The 19,710-nt window shown below is 68.1% G+C and carries 14 protein-coding genes; 6 read left to right on the top strand and 8 right to left on the bottom strand.

What is annotated here, in order from left to right:
• The first annotated feature begins 181 nt into the window (after nt 1-181).
• The 3 genes from E1200_RS07350 to E1200_RS07340 all read left to right on the top strand — a co-directional run bounded on the left by E1200_RS07350 (nt 182) and on the right by E1200_RS07340 (nt 6,144).
• Complete coding sequence (locus tag E1200_RS07350; protein WP_131951044.1) at nt 182-3,991, top strand: hypothetical protein; 3,810 nt, start codon at nt 182-184, stop codon at nt 3,989-3,991.
• Nucleotides 3,988-5,658, top strand: coding sequence for a response regulator (locus E1200_RS07345; protein ID WP_131951043.1), 1,671 nt, complete (start codon nt 3,988-3,990; stop codon nt 5,656-5,658). The genes E1200_RS07350 and E1200_RS07345 overlap by 4 nt, the downstream gene beginning before the upstream one ends.
• 117 nt (nt 5,659-5,775) lie before the next feature.
• On the top strand, nt 5,776-6,144 hold the full coding sequence (locus tag E1200_RS07340) for a VOC family protein (RefSeq protein ID WP_207933224.1): 369 nt from the start codon (nt 5,776-5,778) through the stop codon (nt 6,142-6,144).
• Nucleotides 6,145-6,206: 62 nt separating this feature from the next.
• Here the strand turns inward: E1200_RS07340 and thiL are convergent, their stop codons facing one another.
• Both thiL and E1200_RS07330 read right to left on the bottom strand, forming a co-directional pair.
• Entirely contained in the window at nt 6,207-7,280 is a 1,074-nt protein-coding gene (gene thiL / locus E1200_RS07335) for a thiamine-phosphate kinase (protein ID WP_131951041.1), read from the bottom strand.
• Nucleotides 7,281-7,312: 32 nt separating this feature from the next.
• Complete coding sequence (locus tag E1200_RS07330; protein WP_131951040.1) at nt 7,313-7,984, bottom strand: HIT domain-containing protein; 672 nt, start codon at nt 7,982-7,984, stop codon at nt 7,313-7,315.
• A 157-nt stretch (nt 7,985-8,141) separates the two neighbouring features.
• On the opposite strand from E1200_RS07330, the gene E1200_RS07325 reads away from it, so the two are divergent.
• Nucleotides 8,142-8,909 carry a hypothetical protein gene (locus E1200_RS07325; RefSeq protein WP_131951039.1) on the top strand — a complete coding sequence of 256 codons (768 nt, stop codon included), beginning with the start codon at nt 8,142-8,144 and terminating at the stop codon, nt 8,907-8,909.
• On the top strand, nt 8,902-9,531 hold the full coding sequence (locus E1200_RS07320) for a class I SAM-dependent methyltransferase (RefSeq protein WP_131951038.1): 630 nt from the start codon (nt 8,902-8,904) through the stop codon (nt 9,529-9,531). Before E1200_RS07325 ends, E1200_RS07320 begins: the two co-directional genes overlap by 8 nt.
• Before the next feature lie 6 nt (nt 9,532-9,537).
• Here E1200_RS07320 and E1200_RS07315 read toward each other — a convergent pair whose 3' ends face one another.
• From E1200_RS07315 to E1200_RS07300, 4 genes are all read right to left on the bottom strand, one after another.
• Nucleotides 9,538-10,047, bottom strand: a complete 510-nt coding sequence (locus E1200_RS07315; RefSeq protein WP_131951037.1) for an HIT family protein — start codon at nt 10,045-10,047, stop codon at nt 9,538-9,540.
• A gap of 568 nt (nt 10,048-10,615) precedes the next feature.
• Entirely contained in the window at nt 10,616-12,745 is a 2,130-nt protein-coding gene (locus E1200_RS07310) for a hypothetical protein (RefSeq protein ID WP_131951036.1), read from the bottom strand.
• Between the two features lie 341 nt (nt 12,746-13,086).
• The gene (locus tag E1200_RS07305; RefSeq protein ID WP_131951035.1) at nt 13,087-13,296 is read right to left on the bottom strand and encodes a DUF397 domain-containing protein; all 210 of its coding nucleotides are present in this window, start codon (nt 13,294-13,296) and stop codon (nt 13,087-13,089) included.
• Complete coding sequence (locus E1200_RS07300; protein ID WP_131951034.1) at nt 13,287-14,099, bottom strand: helix-turn-helix transcriptional regulator; 813 nt, start codon at nt 14,097-14,099, stop codon at nt 13,287-13,289. The genes E1200_RS07305 and E1200_RS07300 overlap by 10 nt, the downstream gene beginning before the upstream one ends.
• Before the next feature lie 135 nt (nt 14,100-14,234).
• Between E1200_RS07300 and E1200_RS07295 the strand changes: the two genes are divergently transcribed.
• On the top strand, nt 14,235-14,633 hold the full coding sequence (locus E1200_RS07295; protein WP_131951033.1) for an ATP-binding protein: 399 nt from the start codon (nt 14,235-14,237) through the stop codon (nt 14,631-14,633).
• Nucleotides 14,634-14,868: 235 nt separating this feature from the next.
• On the opposite strand, the gene E1200_RS07290 is transcribed toward E1200_RS07295, so the two are convergent.
• Together E1200_RS07290 and E1200_RS07285 are read right to left on the bottom strand one after the other, a co-directional pair.
• On the bottom strand, nt 14,869-16,440 hold the full coding sequence (locus tag E1200_RS07290) for a serine/threonine-protein kinase (protein ID WP_131951032.1): 1,572 nt from the start codon (nt 16,438-16,440) through the stop codon (nt 14,869-14,871).
• 113 nt (nt 16,441-16,553) lie between these two features.
• Complete coding sequence (locus tag E1200_RS07285) at nt 16,554-19,709, bottom strand: type I restriction endonuclease (protein WP_131951031.1); 3,156 nt, start codon at nt 19,707-19,709, stop codon at nt 16,554-16,556.
• Between the last annotated feature and the right edge of the window lies 1 nt (nt 19,710).

Here is a 19,710-nt window from a genome sequence, read left to right as displayed (position 1 = left end):
CCCCAGGACGGAAGACACGTCCGGCCGGGACTTTGCCGCTGACCATCCGCCTCCCTCCCCCGAAGAGGTGATCTTCTCCGCGATCGAGAAGTGGTCCAACGGCAGGCAGGAGGGGGCCTCGCATCGGGGTGTCCGGGGCCTGTCCCGGGTGGCGACGGTGGTGCGGGCTTACGGCGGAAGCGTGACGATCCGGTCGTCGAACGTGATGGCCGGGCTGCTGTACGGCCGGTCGGGCAAAGGGCGCCGCATCGCCCTCGACGGTTTGGGGCCGGGCGTCGGCACCCTGGCCGAACTGAACATCTTCGCCGATACGAGGTCTCCCGGCCGAAACATCCCCTGGGGCAAGCGGCCGGCGGGTCCTTCCGACAGCCGGCTGAGCTGGGTGGAGTGCACGCTCGACCTTGAGCACGGCCTCACCCCCGACAGTGCCCGGCGGCTGGCGGACGAGGCCGCGAAGGTCCGGGCCGACCCCGGACTCGGCGGGGTAGTCGCCACCGTCCCGGTCGGGTCGCTCGGGAGCGAACCCGCGGGCACCGAGGCCCAGGCGGCGCTCAGGAGGGCCCTCGACGTCGCCGTGCGCGTCGCCGGGACGGCGCCGGTCATCATGGTCGTTCCCGACGCCGACCGCCTCCTGCTCGACCTGGCGATCTCCGAGTTCGAGATGAACGGCGAGCGACCGCCCCGGGACCTCTCCGAAGACGGAACCGGCGCGCCCGTCCTGATCATGGGCGCCTCCGGTGAGGTCACCTGGTGCGGCGGCACGCGGCGGCTGCACAAGCTCCTCGGCTGGCTGCTCATGGCGGGCGGCACCGGACCGCTGCGGGAGGCCGAACGCCGCTGGCTCGCCGGTGGCGGCACACCGGCCGGGTTCGAGCGGGTGCTCCGTGCCCACGCCGCCGTGCTGAGCCCGTGGGGTGAGAACGTGGCCCTGCGCGTCTCTCCGCTGAACGCCGTCCGGGTCATCGAGGAGGCGGTCTACCGCAGGCTCGCCGACGCCGTCCGCACCGCCGGCCCCGGTGTCAGGCGGGGGCTTTTCCGCGGCCCCACCTTGGGCATCACGAACCGCTGGGTCGACATCGACCAGTTGCTGGCCTCGATCATCGGGCCGGAGATCGCGGCCTTCGTGCTGGCCCGGAAGGTGGAGCGGGAACTGGGGCCGATGCCGCCGGACGGCGCGGTGATGACGAGCACCCGGACCCCGGTGGTCCGCGCCCTCGCCACGAGGTTCAGCCGGAACCTGATGTTCGGCGGCGGGTGCCACACCACGCCCGGCGAGTTCGACCTGGACGGCTTCACCGTCGGCGACCGGGTCAGGGACGGTACCCGGGTGGTCCTGTGCGAGGACCTGCTCCTGACGGAGAACGGCGTCCGGCGGACGGCGGCGGGCCTGGTCACCGCGCGCACCGAACCGGAGGCGATCGTGTGCGTCATCGACGCGCGCGACGAGCGCGGGCCGGTTCGGATACTGAACCGCACGATCCCCGTCATCGCGCTCACCGACGTCCGGCTGCGGGAGCGGGAGGAGGCGGCGGACGCGGAGGTCGTGAACATCGACCCGATCATGCGGCGTCCGCAGCGTCCCGTCGTCCCGCCCAGCGAGCCGGTCCCGCAGGACGAGCTGCTGCGCTGGTGCATGGCCGATCCGGAGACCCTGCGGCTCGGGCACGTCGAGGGGGCGCGGCGGATGCACTTCAGCGCGGTCCTCCAGCTCGACCGGCTGCTGCAGCACGCCGATGACAGCGCGCGGATCACCGACGCGATCCTCGACACGGTCCGCGGCGCCCGCGCGGAACTGGCCGCCGACGACGGGGTCGGCCTGGCCGGTACGCCGGTCCAGATCTGGCATCCCGGGCCGGCGACGGCACCGGCCGCGCAGCTCGCCAACGCCGTCCGGCGCCGCATGGCGGACCGGGGCGAGGGCGCCGCGGAGCTCGTGGGGGTGCCCCGCTGGGTGGCGGGCAACCGCTGGATGTTCCCGAGCGACCTCGGCTCCGGGACCACTGGGAACCTGGTGATCATCGTCGACTGGGGCGCGGTCAGCGCGACGACGCTGCGGCAGATGATCCGGCTGGCCGCCGCCGAGGCCGCCGCGGGCGTCGTGGCCGTCGCGGTGCTCGACCAGCTCGACGAGCAGGACTCCCAGGTGCTGCGGATGTGCCGGGCGGTGGACGGCACCGCCGGCGCGGTCGCCGCACTGTCCGGCGGCGCACCGTCCGTCGGCGCACTGTCCGGCGGCGCATCGTCCGGCGGCGCATCGTCCGGCGCGGCACCGTCCCGCCGGGTGACGCCGGTGGTCGTGCGGTTCCTGGGGATCAGCAGCCTCACCGGCCTGGAGGAGCACGACTGCCCCATGTGCGCGACGCGGCGGCGCTATCTCGAACTCGTCGCCGACGACACGCCCGGCCGGCTGCGGCGGCACGCGGAACTCCTGCACGAGCAGCTCCGCCCGCTGGACCCGTCGGAGGTGTCCCGGAACGCGGCCGTCGACCTGTTCACCGTGCCGGTCAGCGGCCGGGACATGGTGGACTACCTCCGCTGGCGCGGGCTTCTGCGCAGCGCCCTGCGCGACACCGGCAAGCGCAAGGAGGTCATCGACAGGCTGGGCGCCTTGGCGCGGGGGGCCTCCGAACAGGAGTGGTCCCGCGACAACCTCCTCCGCTTGCTCGCAGCGGAGCAGCAATGGCTGAAACTCCCCCCGCTGCGCTTCGGCGTGGCCCGTGAGCTGCTCGCCCAGATCGACCGCGCGGGCCTGGAAAGAGCCCAGACCGAGTCGCCCTGGCTGCGGGCGCAGGCGCTCACGGTGCTCGCCGTGGCCGCGCCGCAGGACCTGGTCGATTCGCTGCCCCGGCTGCTCCCGGTCGTGCTCGACGAGGCGGTGCTCGTCGATCACATGCTGCTGGAGTGCTACCGGCTGCTGCGGCGGCCGTCGCACGACTCCCCGATCGACGTGGGAATCCTCAGAGACCATCTCATCAACTGCCGTGACCAGCTGGAGAGCCCGGGAACGGAGGCCGGGACGGTGCCCGGGGGACGGCCGGTGGACGACCACGTGCGCGTCCTCGAACATCTGATCACCATCGCCGACCACCGCGTCCGCACCCGTCCGCAGGACCCGCAGACGGCATGGCACCGCCTGCGCGAGGACCTGCGGCGCGCCGTGCGGCGGCACCGGCTGGAATCGGATCTGCTGCACGTGCGGGACTTCGTCGAGGACCTCCCGAACGGCCGGCCCGGACCGGCGGAGGTCAAGCAGATCCTCCGGGAATGGCGCGGCTGCGAACGGCGCCTCGACGAGCACGCGCTGGCGAACCTCCCGGCGCTGGCGGACGTCCTGGCCGGCGAGTTCGTCGCCGACCGGCTCGGCCCGCCCGAGCAGGAGCGGCTCCTGGACCTGGCCAACGACCCGAACGTCACGGAGCTGCGCACTCTCACCGAGAGCCTGGAGGTGCTCCTGGCGGGCCCCTGGGAACCACAGGAACGGTCGTGGTCGGCGCAGCGTCGCGAAGTCCTCAACGGGATCCGGTGGTGGCACCACATGTTCCTGGCGGCGCACCTCCCCGACTCGGAGCAGCCGGCCCTGCTGGTGGAACTGGTGGAGTCGGCCCCGACCGAGCCTCGGCCCCGGCTGGAGACCGTGCTTGGCGTCACGGTGGACGATCCGCAGGGAGCCGCCGACGCCCTGGTGTTCTGCCCCCACAAGCTCCTGGACGAGGTGCTGGAGCACCTGCTGGACAACACGGTCCGGCACGGCATCGAGGGCGCGGAGTGCCGCATCCACGCCGTTTGCGAGTTCGACGACGCGAATGACGTCCGGGTCGTCGTCCGCAACTCGGGGACCCGGCCCAGCGGCCGGCCGGGCCGGGGCGTGCGGTCCTTCAACGAGCGCCTCCGGCCGTTCGGGGCGACCCTGCGGGGGCGTCCCCTGAGCGACGGTCCATGGACGTTCGAGGCCGTGATCACGCTGGCGCGGTGGAGAGGAGCGGGGATGTGAAGCCGATCCGGGCACTGGTGGTCGACGACGACCAGAAGTACATCGACGGCATCCGGAAGCGGTTCGACGTCCGGTTCCACGAGTTCGGCTGGCAGGTGACCTGGACGACGACGACCGACCCGGACGAGGCGATCGACCTCATCAGGCACCAGGAGCCGTTCGAGCTGGTGATCGTGGACCTGCTGTTCGTCCGGACCGACATGGAGGACGAGGACGAGCCGCGCGGCCTGGAACTCATCCGCGCCGCCCGCGCCCGCTCCCGCGACACCTTCATCTTCGCGATCAGCACCGGCGACCCGCGGCGCAAGGACCTCTTCGACAACGCGAAACGGGACGGCGCGCACCGGGTCGTCCGGCGCTCGGAGTTCAGCGAGGACTCCGTGGTCAAGAACCCCGCGGCCATCGCCGAGGAGATCCGCTCCCACCTCCTGAACCGCGGCACGGTCGTGGAGATGACGCTGCGGATGGCCGACGAACGCGACCCGGCCCTCCAGGGACTCGTCCACGAGGTCGGCGCCCCGACGCTGACGCAGCTGTACGCGGCCGTGCTGCGGAGGGAGGGGCTGGAGGCCCGCGAGATGACGGTCGGCTTCCTGACGCCCGGGGTGTCGGGGGCGGCCGTGTGCAGCGTCTCCGCGCAGGTGGACGGCGCCGGGCCGCCGCACCACGTTCTCAAGATCAGCCGGGACGAGCGGTCCCTGCGCGAGGAGGTCGAGCGCGGCAGGCTCGCCGAGCGGGTGCTGTCCAGCTGGCTGGTCAGGCGGCTGCTGGACGAGCCCGTGGGACCCGTCAACGGGTGGTACGCCGTGTGCTCCGCGCTGGCGAACAAGGCGACGACGATGCGCGCCTGGCTCGCCGGTGGCCCGCCGCCCGCGGTCGTTGAGGACGTCCTCGAAATCCTGTTCATCGAGGCGCTGCACGAGCTGTACAGGGCCAACCTGCAGGAGACCGAGGACGTTCTAAGCCTGCTGCAGCTCAGCCATCACCGGCAGCACCAGGTCCGGCAGGCTTTGCAGGACTACAGCGAGGTCATGGGCCGGCCGGACGGCTGTGGCCTGGGCGACGCGGTACCTGGTCTGGTGCAGAAGCTCAGCGAGTTCGTCCTGGACGGCCGTCTCCCAGGAGTCTCGCCCCGCTCCCTGCCGCGACACACGTTCCACACCTACGCGCACGGTGATCTACACGGCGGCAACGTGCTCGTCTACCAGGGCCGGCACGCCACGCCCACCCTCATCGACCCGAGCTTGTTCGGCGAGGCTCACTGGGCCGTGGACCCGGCGCGCTTCGCGGTCGACCTGATCATGCGCAGCGTGGACGCGGGCGCCGAGTCCATGTTCTTCGCAGGCTTCGCCACCTGGCGGAGCGTCGTCACGCGCTTCTCCACCGGCGACCGGGTCGACGCCGCCGTGACGTCCACCCCGGGCACGGTGGCGGCGGTGAGCGCCCTGAACTGGCTGGCCACCAACCTGCCGAGGGTCTGCCCGGTGCTCACGAAAGACGAGGACAACACCCGGTGGCGCTGGGAATGGCACGTAGCCCTCGCCCGCCAGCTGCTGTGGGCGACATGCCATGAGAACCTCCCGCCCCCCAAACGCGCCCTGGCCATGGTCGCCGCCCACGACCAACTCCAAATGGCCGTCCAGACCCTCCCCGAGCGTTCTTCATAGCGACCTCGGAGAGGAGTCCCTGCGAATCCGCTCCCACCGACCGCGCCACCGTGCCGCCGGAGGTGATCAGGGGAGCCGTTGGGAACCACGGTCTGCATGACACCCAGGCTCGGCTATGTGATCTTGTACGTTCGCGACCTCGCCGCGTCGATCGCCTTCTACCGGGACGTGCTCGGCCTTGCGTTCAAGTTCGAGGACGCGGGCTACGCGGAGTTCGCCACCGAGACCACCAGGTTCGCGCTGTACGAGCAGCGTCGCGCCGACTGGCTGACCAACACCCGGACCACGCCCGGCCCGGCGGCCGAGGTCGTCTTCATGGTCGAGAACGTAGACACCGAAGCCGAACGGCTCCGCGCGCTGGGGGCCGAGATCCTCAGCGGCCCCGCCGACCGCCCGTGGGGCCACCGCACCCTGCACGTCGCCGACCCGGACGGCTTCATCGTGGAGCTCGCACAGGACATCCCCCGCCGCCGCCACCGCCGCTGAGTGAATCAAGCGAAGGATGCGGCGACCGTGTGCGGCCCACGTGCCCCCGCCCTCCGGCCGACTCAGGTGGCGTGGCGCCAGGGGACCCCGGGAAGATCTTGCTCCCGGCCGTCCGTGCGCTTCAGCCGTACCTTGCGTTCCTCGGTGGCGTAGCCGATGTCGCAGAAATGGAGACCGGCGTCCGCGAAGATCTTGGAGAGCCGGGATGCTCCGTCTTCCGCGACGGTGAAGACCAGTTGGAAGTCCACCGAGTCGCCCAGGATGACCGAAGTGAGGTCCCCATCGGTCAGCCGTGCGACCTCCGCCACGATGTCGGCGACGGGGAGTGCGCTCTCCTCGACCACGAACCCGACGCCACTGGCGGCGGCCAGCGATTGGATGCCCGCCTTCAAGCCGTCGGAAGTGTCCTGGCAACTGGTCACCACACCGCTTGTGCTCAGGGAGCGTCCTTCTCGCACGAGCGCCTGGGGACGTCGCCATGCGGAGATCAGCGCTTCCTCCTTGGCCGGCGGGAGTTTCGCCGAGCCGCGGTCGCGACCGCCGAAATAGCGCTGTGCGGACGCCGCAATGCCTGTCGGCCCGGTGACGCAGAGGCGATCTCCAGCGCGGGCACCGGTCCGCAGCAGTGATCCGCCTCGCTCGACGATGCCCACGGCGGACGCGGACAGGATGATCCTCTCCGCACTGCCGATGTCGCCTCCGACGTTGGGCGCGCCGACCTGCCGGCAGGCGTCGCGGATCCCTTCCATGAGGGCCGTGAAGTCGTCGTCCGGCAGGGAGCGTGGATAGCGGACGACCGTCAGAAGGGCGATCGGCAGCGCGCCCATGGCGGCGATGTCGCTGAGATTGGCCATTGCCAGGTAGTAGCCGATGTCGTAGTTCGACAGGTGGCCGAGTTCGTACAGTTGGAACTTCGGCCCGCGGACGTAGTCGGATCCGACGACGATCTCCATGGGGCCGTCGATTCCGATGACGGCGCAATCGTCTTGCGCGTCGGCGCCCGCGATGAGTTCGGCCCGCACTCCGTCCTGCAGCCGCTGCGACCATCCTGACTGCCCTTCGAACATGGGCGCGATTATGTCGGCCAGCCGCGTCGGCTCGTCGGAGGCGATGCCGGTGCTCTGCGTGGAACCCATCCCATCCTCAACTCTCAGCCGTTATGAATGGCCTAAGGCAGCGAAAGCCTCCAGCACGCGGTCTCTTTCATCGTCGCCATCAGGACGTTTTTGCGGACGACGACTGCGTAGTCCCATTCCGGGTCCGGGATGCCCAGAATCCGCCCTGCCACTGATCGGAGGTATTGGCGGGGCCTCGCCTGCACCGCAGCGTACACCTGGTGTTCGGCCGTGTCCCCGCAATAGAAGTACGGGCGATCGTCATATCCGAACTGTTCTAGATCGGCTAGGCCGCCCAATGGGGTCGATGTCAGGCCATCTCTGGCCATCAGCGCGTTGACCTCCCTGAACGGAAGGGGGAGCAGGTGAATATGGGCGTGGGTGACGCATGCGGAGCCTTCCATTCCCACTGTCGAGCCATGCTCAAGGAAGACCGGATTGCCGAAACTGGCCGCATATAGGGGAACTATCCGCTTAAGTGCCGTTGCCACGTCCTCGGCGTGGTCGCCCATCACCGCACCGAAGCTGACGTAGTGGGCAGTCGGTACCAGCAGCAGATGTCCCCAGGTCAGTGGCGACATGTCCGCGAGCAGCGCGAGGGCGCTGCCACGTCCGATGATTCTTCCCGGCGGAGATCCGCGGTAGACGCGATGAAAGGTGACGTGCTCGGCTCCCGCGAGCTCTTGACAGAAATCGGACCCGGCACAAGAGTCCCGTTCGGTCATGGGTCACCTCGACCACAATTCGGACTGGCCTATTTTCTTTGTTTGACTGGCCAAAATATTACCCCGCGAAGTCGGTGCCCATATTGTTACTCACCCCGGGTATGTTCTGGCAAGGGCACGGCGAGACTGCGGTGTGCCGAACGGGGATGAGCGGTAGATGAAGATGGCGGCGGCGCGTACGATAGACCGCTCGATCGTGCTGGCGGCAACGGTGCTGCTCGCCGGTAAGCAGTACGGCTTCCCCTCGGGGGAGTTGTGGAAAGACGTCGAGCGTGATCACTCGTACATCTTGATCGTTTTGCTCCTGACCGCCGGATTCTTCGGTGTCGTGTCCCCTTGCGAATCGTGGTCTCAGCGTCTTCGCGTGGAGCGCCGGCTGGTCATGCGCAGGCATGTCCTCACCGCCTTCGGGCAACTGATCGAAGTCTGCCGAGTGGTGACGCCCGAGATCGCGGTGAGCGATCTGGGGCTGCACATCTGGCAACGGAAGCGCAATCACCGGCATCCGCTTCACGGTGAGCTCACGCGCGTGGCCACTTACCGTCTCGGCGCGTCACCGGCGACTCGTAGGATTCGCCCGACTCCGGGTGTCGGCGTCGTGGGACTATGTTGGAAGTTCGACCAGGAAGTGAGCGTCGATGTGGCGAAGCTCGCTCGTGACCTGGTCGACGAGGCCGCATTCTCCTCATATCGGGCACAGGAAGGCCCGGATGCCGTGATGGGGTTCGGCTGGGACGAGTTCCAGCGCTACCGTCATCGCGGCGCGGTCTTCGCCACACCGATCAGAAACGGTCGTTCCAAGTTCGTGGGCTGTATCAGCTTCGATGTATCGCACGGTCATGATGCACTCGACGCGCAGCGCATCTGGCATATTCTCAATGCACTGAGCTTCGTGGTCGGGGAGGACGGGTTCGAGAATGTCTGAGGTTGGCGAGATCACCCGTCAGACCTGTGGCTGCTACGACGCCAATGCGGACCTTTATGGAGAAGCCTCCGAGGACTACGAGAAATTTCCCGGACTACGCGCGGAGGTCGTCGAGTTCGCGCGGCTCGCTCCGCGTCCCTTGCCCGTCCTCGACCTTGGATGCGGCGGCGGCCGAGACACCCGGCTGCTGGCATCGCTCGGCCGTATGGTCATCGCGGGAGACTACGCCCCGGCCATGCTCGAATGGGCCCGAAACCGTTCTCGTGAGGAGGTGCGCATGCTCGGCTACCTGCGGCTGAACGCACTGGCGCTTCCGCTCCGGGACGAGTCGGTGGCCGGGGTGTGGGCGTCGGGAAGCCTGCTCCACATCCCATCGTCCGGGATGGAACGCGCGCTGGCGGAGGTTCACCGCGTACTTGCTCCGAGCGGTATCGCGGCGATCAGCATGCGGAGCGGGGACGGGGAGGGCTGGAAGGAGGGCGGATCGCTGGACGGGCGGCGCTGGTTCACGTTCGTCGACCCGGAAGCGTTCGCGGGCCGCCTGGAGGCCGCGGGATTCACCGACGTCCGGATCCGCTTCGCCGGCCGCGCCGGTTGGTTCATCGCGGTCGGGACGCGCTAGCCGGTCTCACTGCCAGGCGTCCGGGTCCGCGTTGGGTGCGGCCCGGCGAATGCCTCCGCGAGGATCGTCGACATCGCCATGGTGTCGGGGGATCAGGTGGATGTGCAGGTGGTCGATGCTCCGCCCCGCCGCCTTGCCGTCGTTGATACCGATCGTGTAAGCCTCGGGAAAGTGTTCCTCGTCGATCAGTTTCCGTGCCTCGCGCATCAGGCTGTACGCGCTGAGAACCTCTTCATCGTCCAACTCAAAGAACGAGACGGCATGCCTTCGGGGGACTATTTCGATGTGTCCCGGATTGGCGGGAAAATTGTCAAAGCGTGCATAGAACAAGTCGTTTTCGCAGAGGATCCTGTTGAGTGACGGGTCATCCGGTTGGCAGAAGAGGCAGCCGGTTGCGCTCTCATGAGGACGGGGACGTGGCTTGTTCTCCGCCGGCCCGCGGCGTCCTGGCAGGAAGAAGATCAGGCGTCGAAGTCCCTTGATTCGCTCGTCTCTCAACGCCTGCCCGATGAGCATCGTGGTCCGAACCTCCCCTGTCGCCCGGATGTATGGATATGCGAAAGACCGATGATCAATTGCGTCGTGGAGTATGCACGATCAGACTTCGCAGATGTTAGCGGCTGGGATGGCTGCATGAAGGTGAATGGTCACAGGAGTCATCGGGGTCACGGTAGATCCTGCCGGTGGACTATGTCACAAATGTCGTATCCGCCCACTAGAACACGTTACGACTCATGTGATTCGTATTGCAAGGTTTCTGTCGCGGGAAATAGTGACCGCTCGGGTGTGCGGTCGGTGATGGTCCAGCGGTGCAGCAGAGTCGCACGTGGTCAGAGTGGTCCACGTCTTCACCGATGGCGGCAGCGCTTCGTCCTCGCAAGATTCTGTGTCCGGGATCGGCCTCCCGGCCCCTGGCTGCGGCCCAAGTCGCAGGTGGTCGTCGGTGGCGATGGCGGGGTCAAGGCTTTGCCGGAACGCGCGACGGTCGGTTTCGGCAGGTCGGCAGACGCCGGGCCGGACATCGTCCGAGCTGCGTAGGCGTTGACCTGCACGCCCGTACGGAGATGCCGCTCCAGTGTGCTCATCATCCCCGATGGGGCGGCGAGTAAAGCGGATGGGCCTCTACCAGGGACCATGTGCCTTGGCCTCCGGTCACCTGAAGGAGAGCGTGGGAGCGGAGCCGAACCTTGGTGTCGCCATCCGGGCGCGCCAGTGCGCGAACGGGGACCAGATCGGCGTCGAGCTGGACGAGGCCGAAGGCGTCTCCGCTGCGGAAAAGCACAGGTCCCGGAGGACCGAGATACCGCACGACCGCGGTGCGATGGCCCTCTATCGAGTGCTCGAACGGCCGGACGTGGCCGGTGGGCGGCACGCTGACGGCCTCCCGTTCTCCGGCAGGGACGGCGAGGTCCGCATCGGCCTGTTGCAGGGGCGTAACGTCGATCCGCCAGTCCGCGTCGCTTGTTCTCACCTGTAGCATCGCCCGTTCGGGAAGGGCGAACGTGCTCGGAGGAGGCGCGGACTCGTCCCCGGGCGGGGGGCTGCCCACGGCGACTGGAACGCAGCCCGTTAACGCGGACAGGTCCGGCCCACGAAGGTGCACCTGGTAGGGACGACCGCCCGTGACCGTCACGACGGCGATTCCGGGCTGCCCCTGGTGGCTGAGCACCTCAGTTCCGCTGCCCGTGGCCGAGCCGGTGAACCCGCGGGCGCGCTCAGGGCCGCTGATCGTGACGCTCCACCGGCCCTCGGCCTCGACGTGCAGGAGCCTCCTCGTCAGCGGTTTGTGGGATATCTGTCGGTCGTCGAGCACGGTCGTGGTGGACGATTCCTCGGGGCCGCACCCGATGACCGGGATCCCTTGACCGAACTCGGTACGCCGAAGCCAGGCCCGCAGCGTCCCAGGTCCCTCGTTCACGAATTCGGCCAGCACCGGCCGGGCAAGCCTCCCCTTGAGCTTGATTCGCTTGGCGCCGGCGCCGCGGTAGGTGCGAACCGGAACGTCATGCGCCTGGTCGACCGGCGCGGGCCGCGGTGACGCCTCACCCTCTGCCAGCCAGCGGTCGAGTTCCGCGGCCACCCTGCGCGGCTCCTTCACCCGCAGGCACAGCCGGCGAACGAGACGCCCCCGCTGAGGCATGGCCGTCTGCGGCTTCAGATCACGCAGAGTCAACATGACCCAGAACCAATTCCCCCACCGCAGCCGCCGGGCGGGAAGGGAAATGTGGTCCCGCATCTGCAGGACGAGGTTGAGCTCCTCCAGGAACGGTGTCACTTGGACCACGTCACCCTCGACCGGACCCGACCGCGGCTCGTATCCGTAATGGATCGCCGCAATGTCGACGCGCGGAATTCGCAGCACCTTCCATAGCAGGAGCGGATCCCGGAGGACGATCTCATCCCCGGTCACCCACATCCGGGGACGTGCCAGAACCAGCCGCAGCGTCTGCACCGCGACACCCACGAGGACGAGCGCGAAGACCGGGGCCCACAAGCCCGCGACGACCTCGGCCCGGGTGACCTCCGTGTTGAACACTTTCCATATCGGAACGAAAAGCAGCAGCAACGCCACCAGCGACAGAAACTGGACCACCCCGGCCAAGGACTTCCGCTTGGACCTGGCCACCTGCACCCGGACCGCTGACGAACCCGGCCGCGCCCGCCGACCCCACCGCTCCCGACCGTGCCCGCGTTCCCTCGCCTGCCGTCTGCGTGCCGCAGGAGAAGCCCGCGTCCAGTAGACGCCCCACACCACCATGGTGTTCAACCCGAACCCGAGGCCGCCGACGATGGTGGTGAAGATCGCGATATCGGATGGTTTTTTCCACTCCGGCGGGCCGCCCTGCAACTGCACAAAGTTCCCCGAACCAACGTCGAGGGCGGTCACCGACTCTCCGGCGGCGATGGCGCGGCCGGAGTCTCCCCTCAGTTCGACGTCCCCAAGAATCAGCTGGAAGGTGCCGCCGGTCGTGAACGCACCATGCCAGGAGCATCCTCCTTCTCCGCACTCCGTCCGGTGCGCGGTGAACGTCCCCGGGACCCCCTCGCCCCTCGCGGCGTGTCTGGTGGCCGACACTTCCTCCACCGAAAGGCCGAAGAGAATGCACCAAGCCATCAGCAGCCCGATGCCGATTACGAGCTGGGAAAGGGCAAATGCCCCGATGCGCTCGCGGGCGAACACCTCCCATCTGCGGAGAAGGTTCGAGTCCACCACTCAGCCCATTCCACTCGGCCGACACATCCGGGACCCTTAAGGATCACACGCCACCCGCAAAGATCCAACGCCCACTTGCGTTCGCACACCGTGAGGGGACCCGCCCGGCCAACCGAGCAACACTCACCCCCCATATTCCAGATCGCCTTCGCGCCGCGAGAGCATGCACGACGGAATCCCGCCCGCCCGAGGTGCCGCACCACTTTCTCGGTGCGGTGCTCTACGAATCAAAGCCGCTGGTGGTGGGCGACATCACCCGGCGGGCCGTCCGGGGGCAAGGGGACGCGACGACTCCCGATACTCGGCGGGGCGGGGTCGCCGGAGTGGTCAGTGCCGGGTGGTCAGTGGGTGCCGGGGGTGGAGTGGACGGCGGTACGCAGGGCCGTGCGGGTCAGTAGGAGGACGGGGCCGTCCGGGTCCTTGCTGTCCCGCACCGCCACCCCCGCGCCTGCACCGGCCACCATTCCTGCCAAGTCGGCAAGCTCGACGCACTCGGCGGCATTTGATCCGCTGTGACTGCTCTTGAGCCACTTGGCGTTTGTCAGGTCCATCGCTCTTCAGCCACCTTCTTGATCAGCTCCCGTGACATGTCCTGCGTGACAGCACGTGCGCGTAGATCGACCAGCGTTCGGGCGAGTACGGCGAGGTCGGCGGGGTCGTCAGTCGTGATCGCGCGTATGGCGGTTTCGGCATACGCGACCTCGCTCCGATCCTCCATGGTCGCGAGCACAAAGGCTCCCATGTTGCCGTCGTGATCGCCGCGGCTCAACACTACTTGAACCGTGACATTGGGCAACATGCTGATTTCGATCAGATGCTCAAGCTGCTTTCTCATCGTCTCGGCGGTGCCGACCTGGTGGTAGAGCACCTGCTCCTCGATCAGGAAGAGGACGATTGCCGGACCTCGTTCGTCGTCTCTGCTGAGGATGGCTTGGCGGCTGATCCGCAGATCTGCCGCCTCCTGGTTGCCGTGCACGATCGCGAGAGCGTATTCGGGCGTCTGGGCCAGACCTGGGATCACGGAGTGCTGCCAGCAGATCAGCATCGCCGCGTCGGCTTCGATCGCGGGCCAGTCAAACCAGATCGGGACGGGATGACCGTCCTTGTTGAGGTCCTCCCAGAGGTTGATGAGCGCCCCGTTGGCCTCCAGGTGCTCGTCTACGAACTCCACGAACGAGCGGGTGGCGCGCTTCTTGCCGTTTTCGATCTTGCTGACCTGTGGCCCGCTGACCTGCGTCAGGTGAGCGATGGTCTCCTGCTTGAGGCCCTTGGCTTCACGAAGTCGGCGCATCTGACGGCCGAAGGCGATGAGGGCTGGGGATTCGCTGGGACGTCGGGGGCGTCGCGGGGGCATGGCTTCTTCCTCTCGGTGGAAGGTGCCCCTCTAGGGCATGATCTTCCTCTATCTGCCACATCTCGAAGGCAACCGCATCGTAGCCCGATAAGTGGCTCACTGTGTGCTGTACGCCACACATAGTGAGGAGAGGTCATGGGGCAGGCGGCGACGGAGAACGAGATGGTGGTGAAGCAGGACCTCGCGGTCGTCGCGGAGGTGCGGCGATTCGTGCGGCTGGTCACCGGCCAGTGGGGCATGGACGACTTCGTCCCGTGCCTGGTGGCCAGCGAGCTGGTGACCAACGCCCTCCAGCACGCGACGTCCGCGACGGACGGCGACGTGATCTTGCGGTTGAGCCGTACCGAGGACGACGCCCTGTGGATGGAGGTTCAGGACGCCGCCTGCGGCCTCCCGCACCTGCTGGCGGCCGACACGGACAGCGAGACGGGCCGCGGCCTGTTCCTCGTCGACCAGTACGCCCGCTGCTGGGGCATCCGCGCCCTCGCGAACAACGTCGGCAAGATCGTCTTCGCAGTCATCGACCGCACCTGAAGACCAGCGGACAGGCGTCCCCACCGCCTGCTCCGCCGCCGCCACCGTCCACGAGCCGGGGCGATCGTCGATCCGGTTCCGGCACGCGATCACGGCTCCCCATTCCGACGCGCGGTCATGCCCGGGAACCGCGCGGACGCATACGCCCAGACCGCTCATCCGTGTGGAAGTGCGTGGCTTGCCGAGGGCACCAGCCGGGCCGCTGCGTCCGGTATGCGGCGGGTGGGGCGGCCGGTTAGGGGGACGTGGGCATGCGGATGCGGGTGAGGAGGTCGGCGATTTCGCGGGTGCGTTCGTCGTTGGGGCCGTCGATGATGAGGTGGTCTTGGTGCAGGGACTCGAAGACGTTGTCCGCGGCGTCCTTGTCACCGGCGGACAGGAGCAGCATGCCGATGCTGTACCGGATGTCGAGCGCGAGTTCGCTGGCGTGGCTTTCGGCGGTGGTGGCGTCGTCCAGAAGGCGCTGGAACTGGTCGAGCGCGGCGGTGTTCTGCCCGAGGGTGGCGCGGCAGTGGGCGGCGTAGCGGCGGGACTCCAGCGCGCGTTCGCTCAGCGGTCCGGCGGTTCGGGCGTAGGCGTCGGCCAGGGCGTCGAACTCCGGCAGGGCGGTGCGCGAGTCGCCGCCGAGGAAGAGGATCAGCGCCCGGTGGAAGCGGAGCACGAGCAGGTCCGGGCTTTCGGAGCCCAGCGCCTTCGCCGCCGGGCGGAGGACCGCTTCGACCACGTCGGCGGCCTGGGCGAACCGGCCCGAGTCGAGAAGCTCGGTGGACGACTTGAGGGCGTCGCCGATGGCGTGCCGAAGCTCGGTCGCCGGAGCGGTCGGCGTGTCCACCACCGTCGGAGGCGCCGCGACAGGGGCTGCGCGGGGCGCGCGCCGCCGGGGGGCGTTCGGCTGCCGATACAGGAGTGTCGGGTCGGGCATACCGCCAAGGCGCCGGCTCGTGTCGAGCGGCGGCGAACCCGGAGGCGGCAGGAACGGGAACAGGCGCTCGTAGACCGCGTAGGCGTCGTCCGGCCGGTCTTCGGGCTTCTTGGCGAGCAGGCCCAGGACGAGCGTCTCCAGCTCCGGAGGCACGTCCGAACGCAGTTCGCGAAGCGGCCGGGGTTCCCCGGTGATGTGCTGCTTCCACAGTTCGTACTGGCTGTTGCCGTCGAAGACGGGTTTTCCGGCCAGCAGTTCGTGCAGGACGCAGCCCAGCCCGTAGAGGTCGCTCTGCGGCGTCACCTGGGCGGCGTTGACCTGTTCGGGGGACATGTACCGGCTGGTGCCCAGCGGGCTTCCCGTGACCGTGATCCTGGTGATGTCGCGGCGGAGGATCGCGGCGATCCCGAAGTCGAGGACCTTGACGGTGCCGTCCTCGGTCAACAGGACGTTGTCGGGCTTCAGATCCCGGTGGACGACCGGGATCGCGTGCGCGTGGGACAGGACGGTGGCGATCTGCGCCCCGATCGCGGCGGCCCACGTGACCGGTATCGGGTCGCCCCGGTCGATGTAGGACCGCAGGCTTTCGCCCTGGATGTACTGCATCACCAGGTACAGGCGGTCCGCGGAGTCGGCGTCCAGCACCGCGTCGTACACCTGCGGGACGCCGTGGTGCTGGATCCGGGCGGTGACGCGTGCCTCCCGGCGGAACCTTTCGGCCAGGTCGGCGACGTGCTCGGGGGCCAGCAGCATGTCCGGGCGGATCGCCTTGACGGCCACCTCGCGGTCGAGGACGGTGTCGTAGCCGCGCCAGATCGTGCCCTGGCCCCCGGAGCCGATCTCCTCGATCAGCTCATAGCGGTCGGCAATGGTCCTGACCGGCATTCCTGCTCCGCGTGCACTCGCCCTGATTCGCCGTGGTCAAGTCTCGCGAGAGCGGAGATCGCCTGTCCAGCCGCCCTCCGTTTCGCTCGGGGGACGGCCGGACAGGCAAGCGATCAGGCGACGCCGGCCTGTTCGCGCAGCAGTTGCCATGCCGCGCGGCGGGCGCGGCTGTTGAGGGACGACTTGAATTCCGGGTCCGAGCCGAAGTACTTCTCGCCGAGGGTGGCGACGGTGTCGACGTGGTCCATCATCTTGTTCTCGAAGACCTTGTCGAAGACGACCCCGAAGTTCTCCTGGTCGTTGTTGGCGACCGCGGCCTGCTTCACCTTGGGGTCGGCCATCGCCTCCTCGAACGGCTGGATGATGTCCTCTTCGGTGAACTCCGTGCCGAACTTGGCGTTGAACTTCTCGATCAGCTCGGTGAGCGGCGACTTCTCCGGCTCCTGAGCGCCGCCGGCGCCCTCGCCGAAGCCCTTCACCACCGTGGAGCCCTCGGGGGTGAGGCTCAAATTGTGCTCGCCGGTCTTCTCCGTCCGCATGTGGCTGAGGTCGACCTCGCCGATGTCGACGCCGCCGTCGGCGCGCCGGGGAAGCCGGTTGAGCAGGTGCCGCCCGTACAGGTGGAGACGCTCCAGCTCGGCGTCGCGGTACGGGACGATCTGCGAGAGGAACCCGTACTTGCGCACGTAGTCGTTGAGGTTGGCGCGGAAGTCCTCGGCGGTGTCGTGGTCGTCGTCGTCCTCGCTGTCGATCAGCGCGGTGAAGCGCTCGACGGCCGGGTTCAGCAGCCGGTACAGCTCGGCGTGCAGCTTCTCCCAGCGTGCGGTCGAGCCGCCGGCCTTCTCCTCGGCTTCGAGGTAGGCGCGGGCGAACTCGTCCATTTCCGCGTTGACGAGGATGTGCGCCGACATGACCCGGCTCTGCGCGGTGTAGAGGAGGTTCGGGTCCGAGGGGAGGGTCATCGCCTGCTCGTAGTACGGGCGGAACGCGTCCTGGATGTCTTCGGCGTCGTTGACGAAGTCCACGACCGCCAGGTCTGTCTGGCTCTTGCGGTCGGTGGTGCGGTTCAGGCGGGAGAGGGTCTGGACGGCGGAGATGCCCGCCAGCTTCTTGTTGACGTACATCGTCGTCAGCAAGGGCTGGTCGAAGCCGGTCTGGTACTTCTCGGCGACGACGAGGATCTTGTACTCGGGCTTGCCTCGTCCGCCCGTCTGGGTGGTCAGGTCGTCGGCCCGCGTGTACGCGAACGCCTTGGGCAGGGCGCCCTCGGGCAGGCCGCCGTTCTCCTTGGACTCGGTGACCTCGTCCTTCTCGTAGGTCAGGGAGCCGGAGAACGCCACCAGGACACCGATGCCGTAACCCATGTCCTCGATGTGCTGCTTGATCGCGCGGGACATCTGCACGGCGCTCTTGCGGGACGCGGTCACCACCATGGCCTTGGCACGTCCGCCGAGCCGCCCCTGCGTGTGCGCCCGGAAGTGCTCGACGATGATCTTCGCGTGCTGCGCGACGGTGGACGGATGCATGATCGCGTACCGCGCCAGCAGCGTGTTCGCCTTGGACGGGTCGACCTCGCGCTCGTCGGGGTTCTTGTTGACGAGCTTCCAGTACGTGTCGTAGGTGACGTAGTTGCGCAGTGGATCGAGGATGAAGCCCTCCTCGATCGCCTGCCGCATCGAGTACGTGTGGAACGGCCGGTACGTCGGCTTGCCGCCCACGGTGTCCAGCGTTCCGAACAGCTCCAGCGTCTTGCTCTTGGGCGTGGCCGTGAACGCGAAGTAGGACAGGTTGGACGCTTGCGACCGCTGCTCGGCCTTGCGCTCCAGCTTGGCTTCGACCGTCGTGGTGCCCTCGTCCTCGTCGTCGGCGTCCAGGCCCAAGTCGCGCAGGGCAGCCTTCACCGCCGTCGCCGCGTCCCCGGACTGGGACGAGTGCGCCTCGTCCACGACGATCGCGAACCGGTGACCGGCGATCTCGGTCGGGTTGCGCTTCAGGAAGTCGATCAGCGCCGGGAACGTCTGCAGCGTCACCGTGATGATCTTCCCGGACTGCTGCGACAGCGCCTTCGCGAGCTGCTCGGACTTCGCACCGACCTTCTCATCGATCTTCACCACGAGCCCGGCCGTCTGCTCGAACGCTCCTATTGTTTCCCGCAACTGGGCGTCCAGGTTGCGGCGGTCGGTGATGACGATGATCTTGTCGAAGACCGGCGTCCCTGGCTCGACACCGTTCGCCACCGCCTCCGGGGCTAGGTCCGTTTTGCTGACCGGTGTGTGGAGTGACGACAACCGGTGCGCCAGCCACGCGATGGTGTTCGACTTGCCCGAGCCGGCGGACGCCATGACCAGGTAGTTGTGCCCGGCTCCGTGGCGGGCAGCGTGCGCGGTGAGCTTCTTCACCACGTCCCACTGCTGGTAGCGCGGGAAGATCAGCGTCTTGCTCGTCCGGCCGCCGGCGCTCTTGCTCTTCTGCTCGTGGACGAACCGCTGGAGCATGTCGAGCCAGGTGTCCGGCTCCCAGATCCGCGTCCACAGGTAGGAGGTCGCGTACGTCCCCGGCTCGACCGGCGCCGGATTGCCCGCGCCGCCGGGCTGGCCCGGCCCTTCGGACCCGGTGTTGAACGGCAGGAACCGCGTCTTCTGCCCCCGCAGCTGCGTCGCGACGAAGACGAAATCCGGATCGACGCAGAAGTTCGCCACCACCCGCTGCCGGAAGATCAGCTCACTCGGATCGCGGTCCCTGCGGTACTGCTGCTTCGCCTGCTCCACGCCCTGCCCGGTCAGCGGATTCTTCAGCTCGGCCGTCGCGACCGGAATGCCGTTGACGAACAGCGCCAGGTCGAGCCGGTTGCCCTTGTCGGACTGCTTGGTCGCGTACTCCAGCTCGCGCACGACCGTCAGGCGGTTCGCCCGGTACTCGTCCAAGACGGAGTCGTCCAGCACCAGGTTCGGCTTGAAGTAGGCGACCCGGATCAGGACGCCCCGGTCCTTCACGCCCTTGCGTAGGACGGTGAGTGCCCCATCCTCGGCAATCGCCTTGTCGAGCCGCTGGGCGAACCCGACCTGCGCGGCCTCGGTGCTATCTCCATAGAGCATGACGAGGCGTTCCCACTCGTCGCCCTGAGTATCGCCGATGAACGTGAAGAGCTGCCGCGTATCCAACCCGAGTTCCGGCCGATAGTCGCGCGGATCGCCTTCTTTCCAGCCGCCTTCGAGCATCGCCGCGACGATCGCGTCCCCGAACGCCCTCTCGTCATGCACCGGACTCATG

It is taken from the genome of Actinomadura sp. GC306, assembly GCF_004348665.1.
Taxonomy (GTDB): Bacteria; Actinomycetota; Actinomycetes; order Streptosporangiales; family Streptosporangiaceae; genus Spirillospora.
Note: the sequence above shows the minus strand (reverse complement) of the source record. Positions and strands in the feature narration are given on the sequence as shown.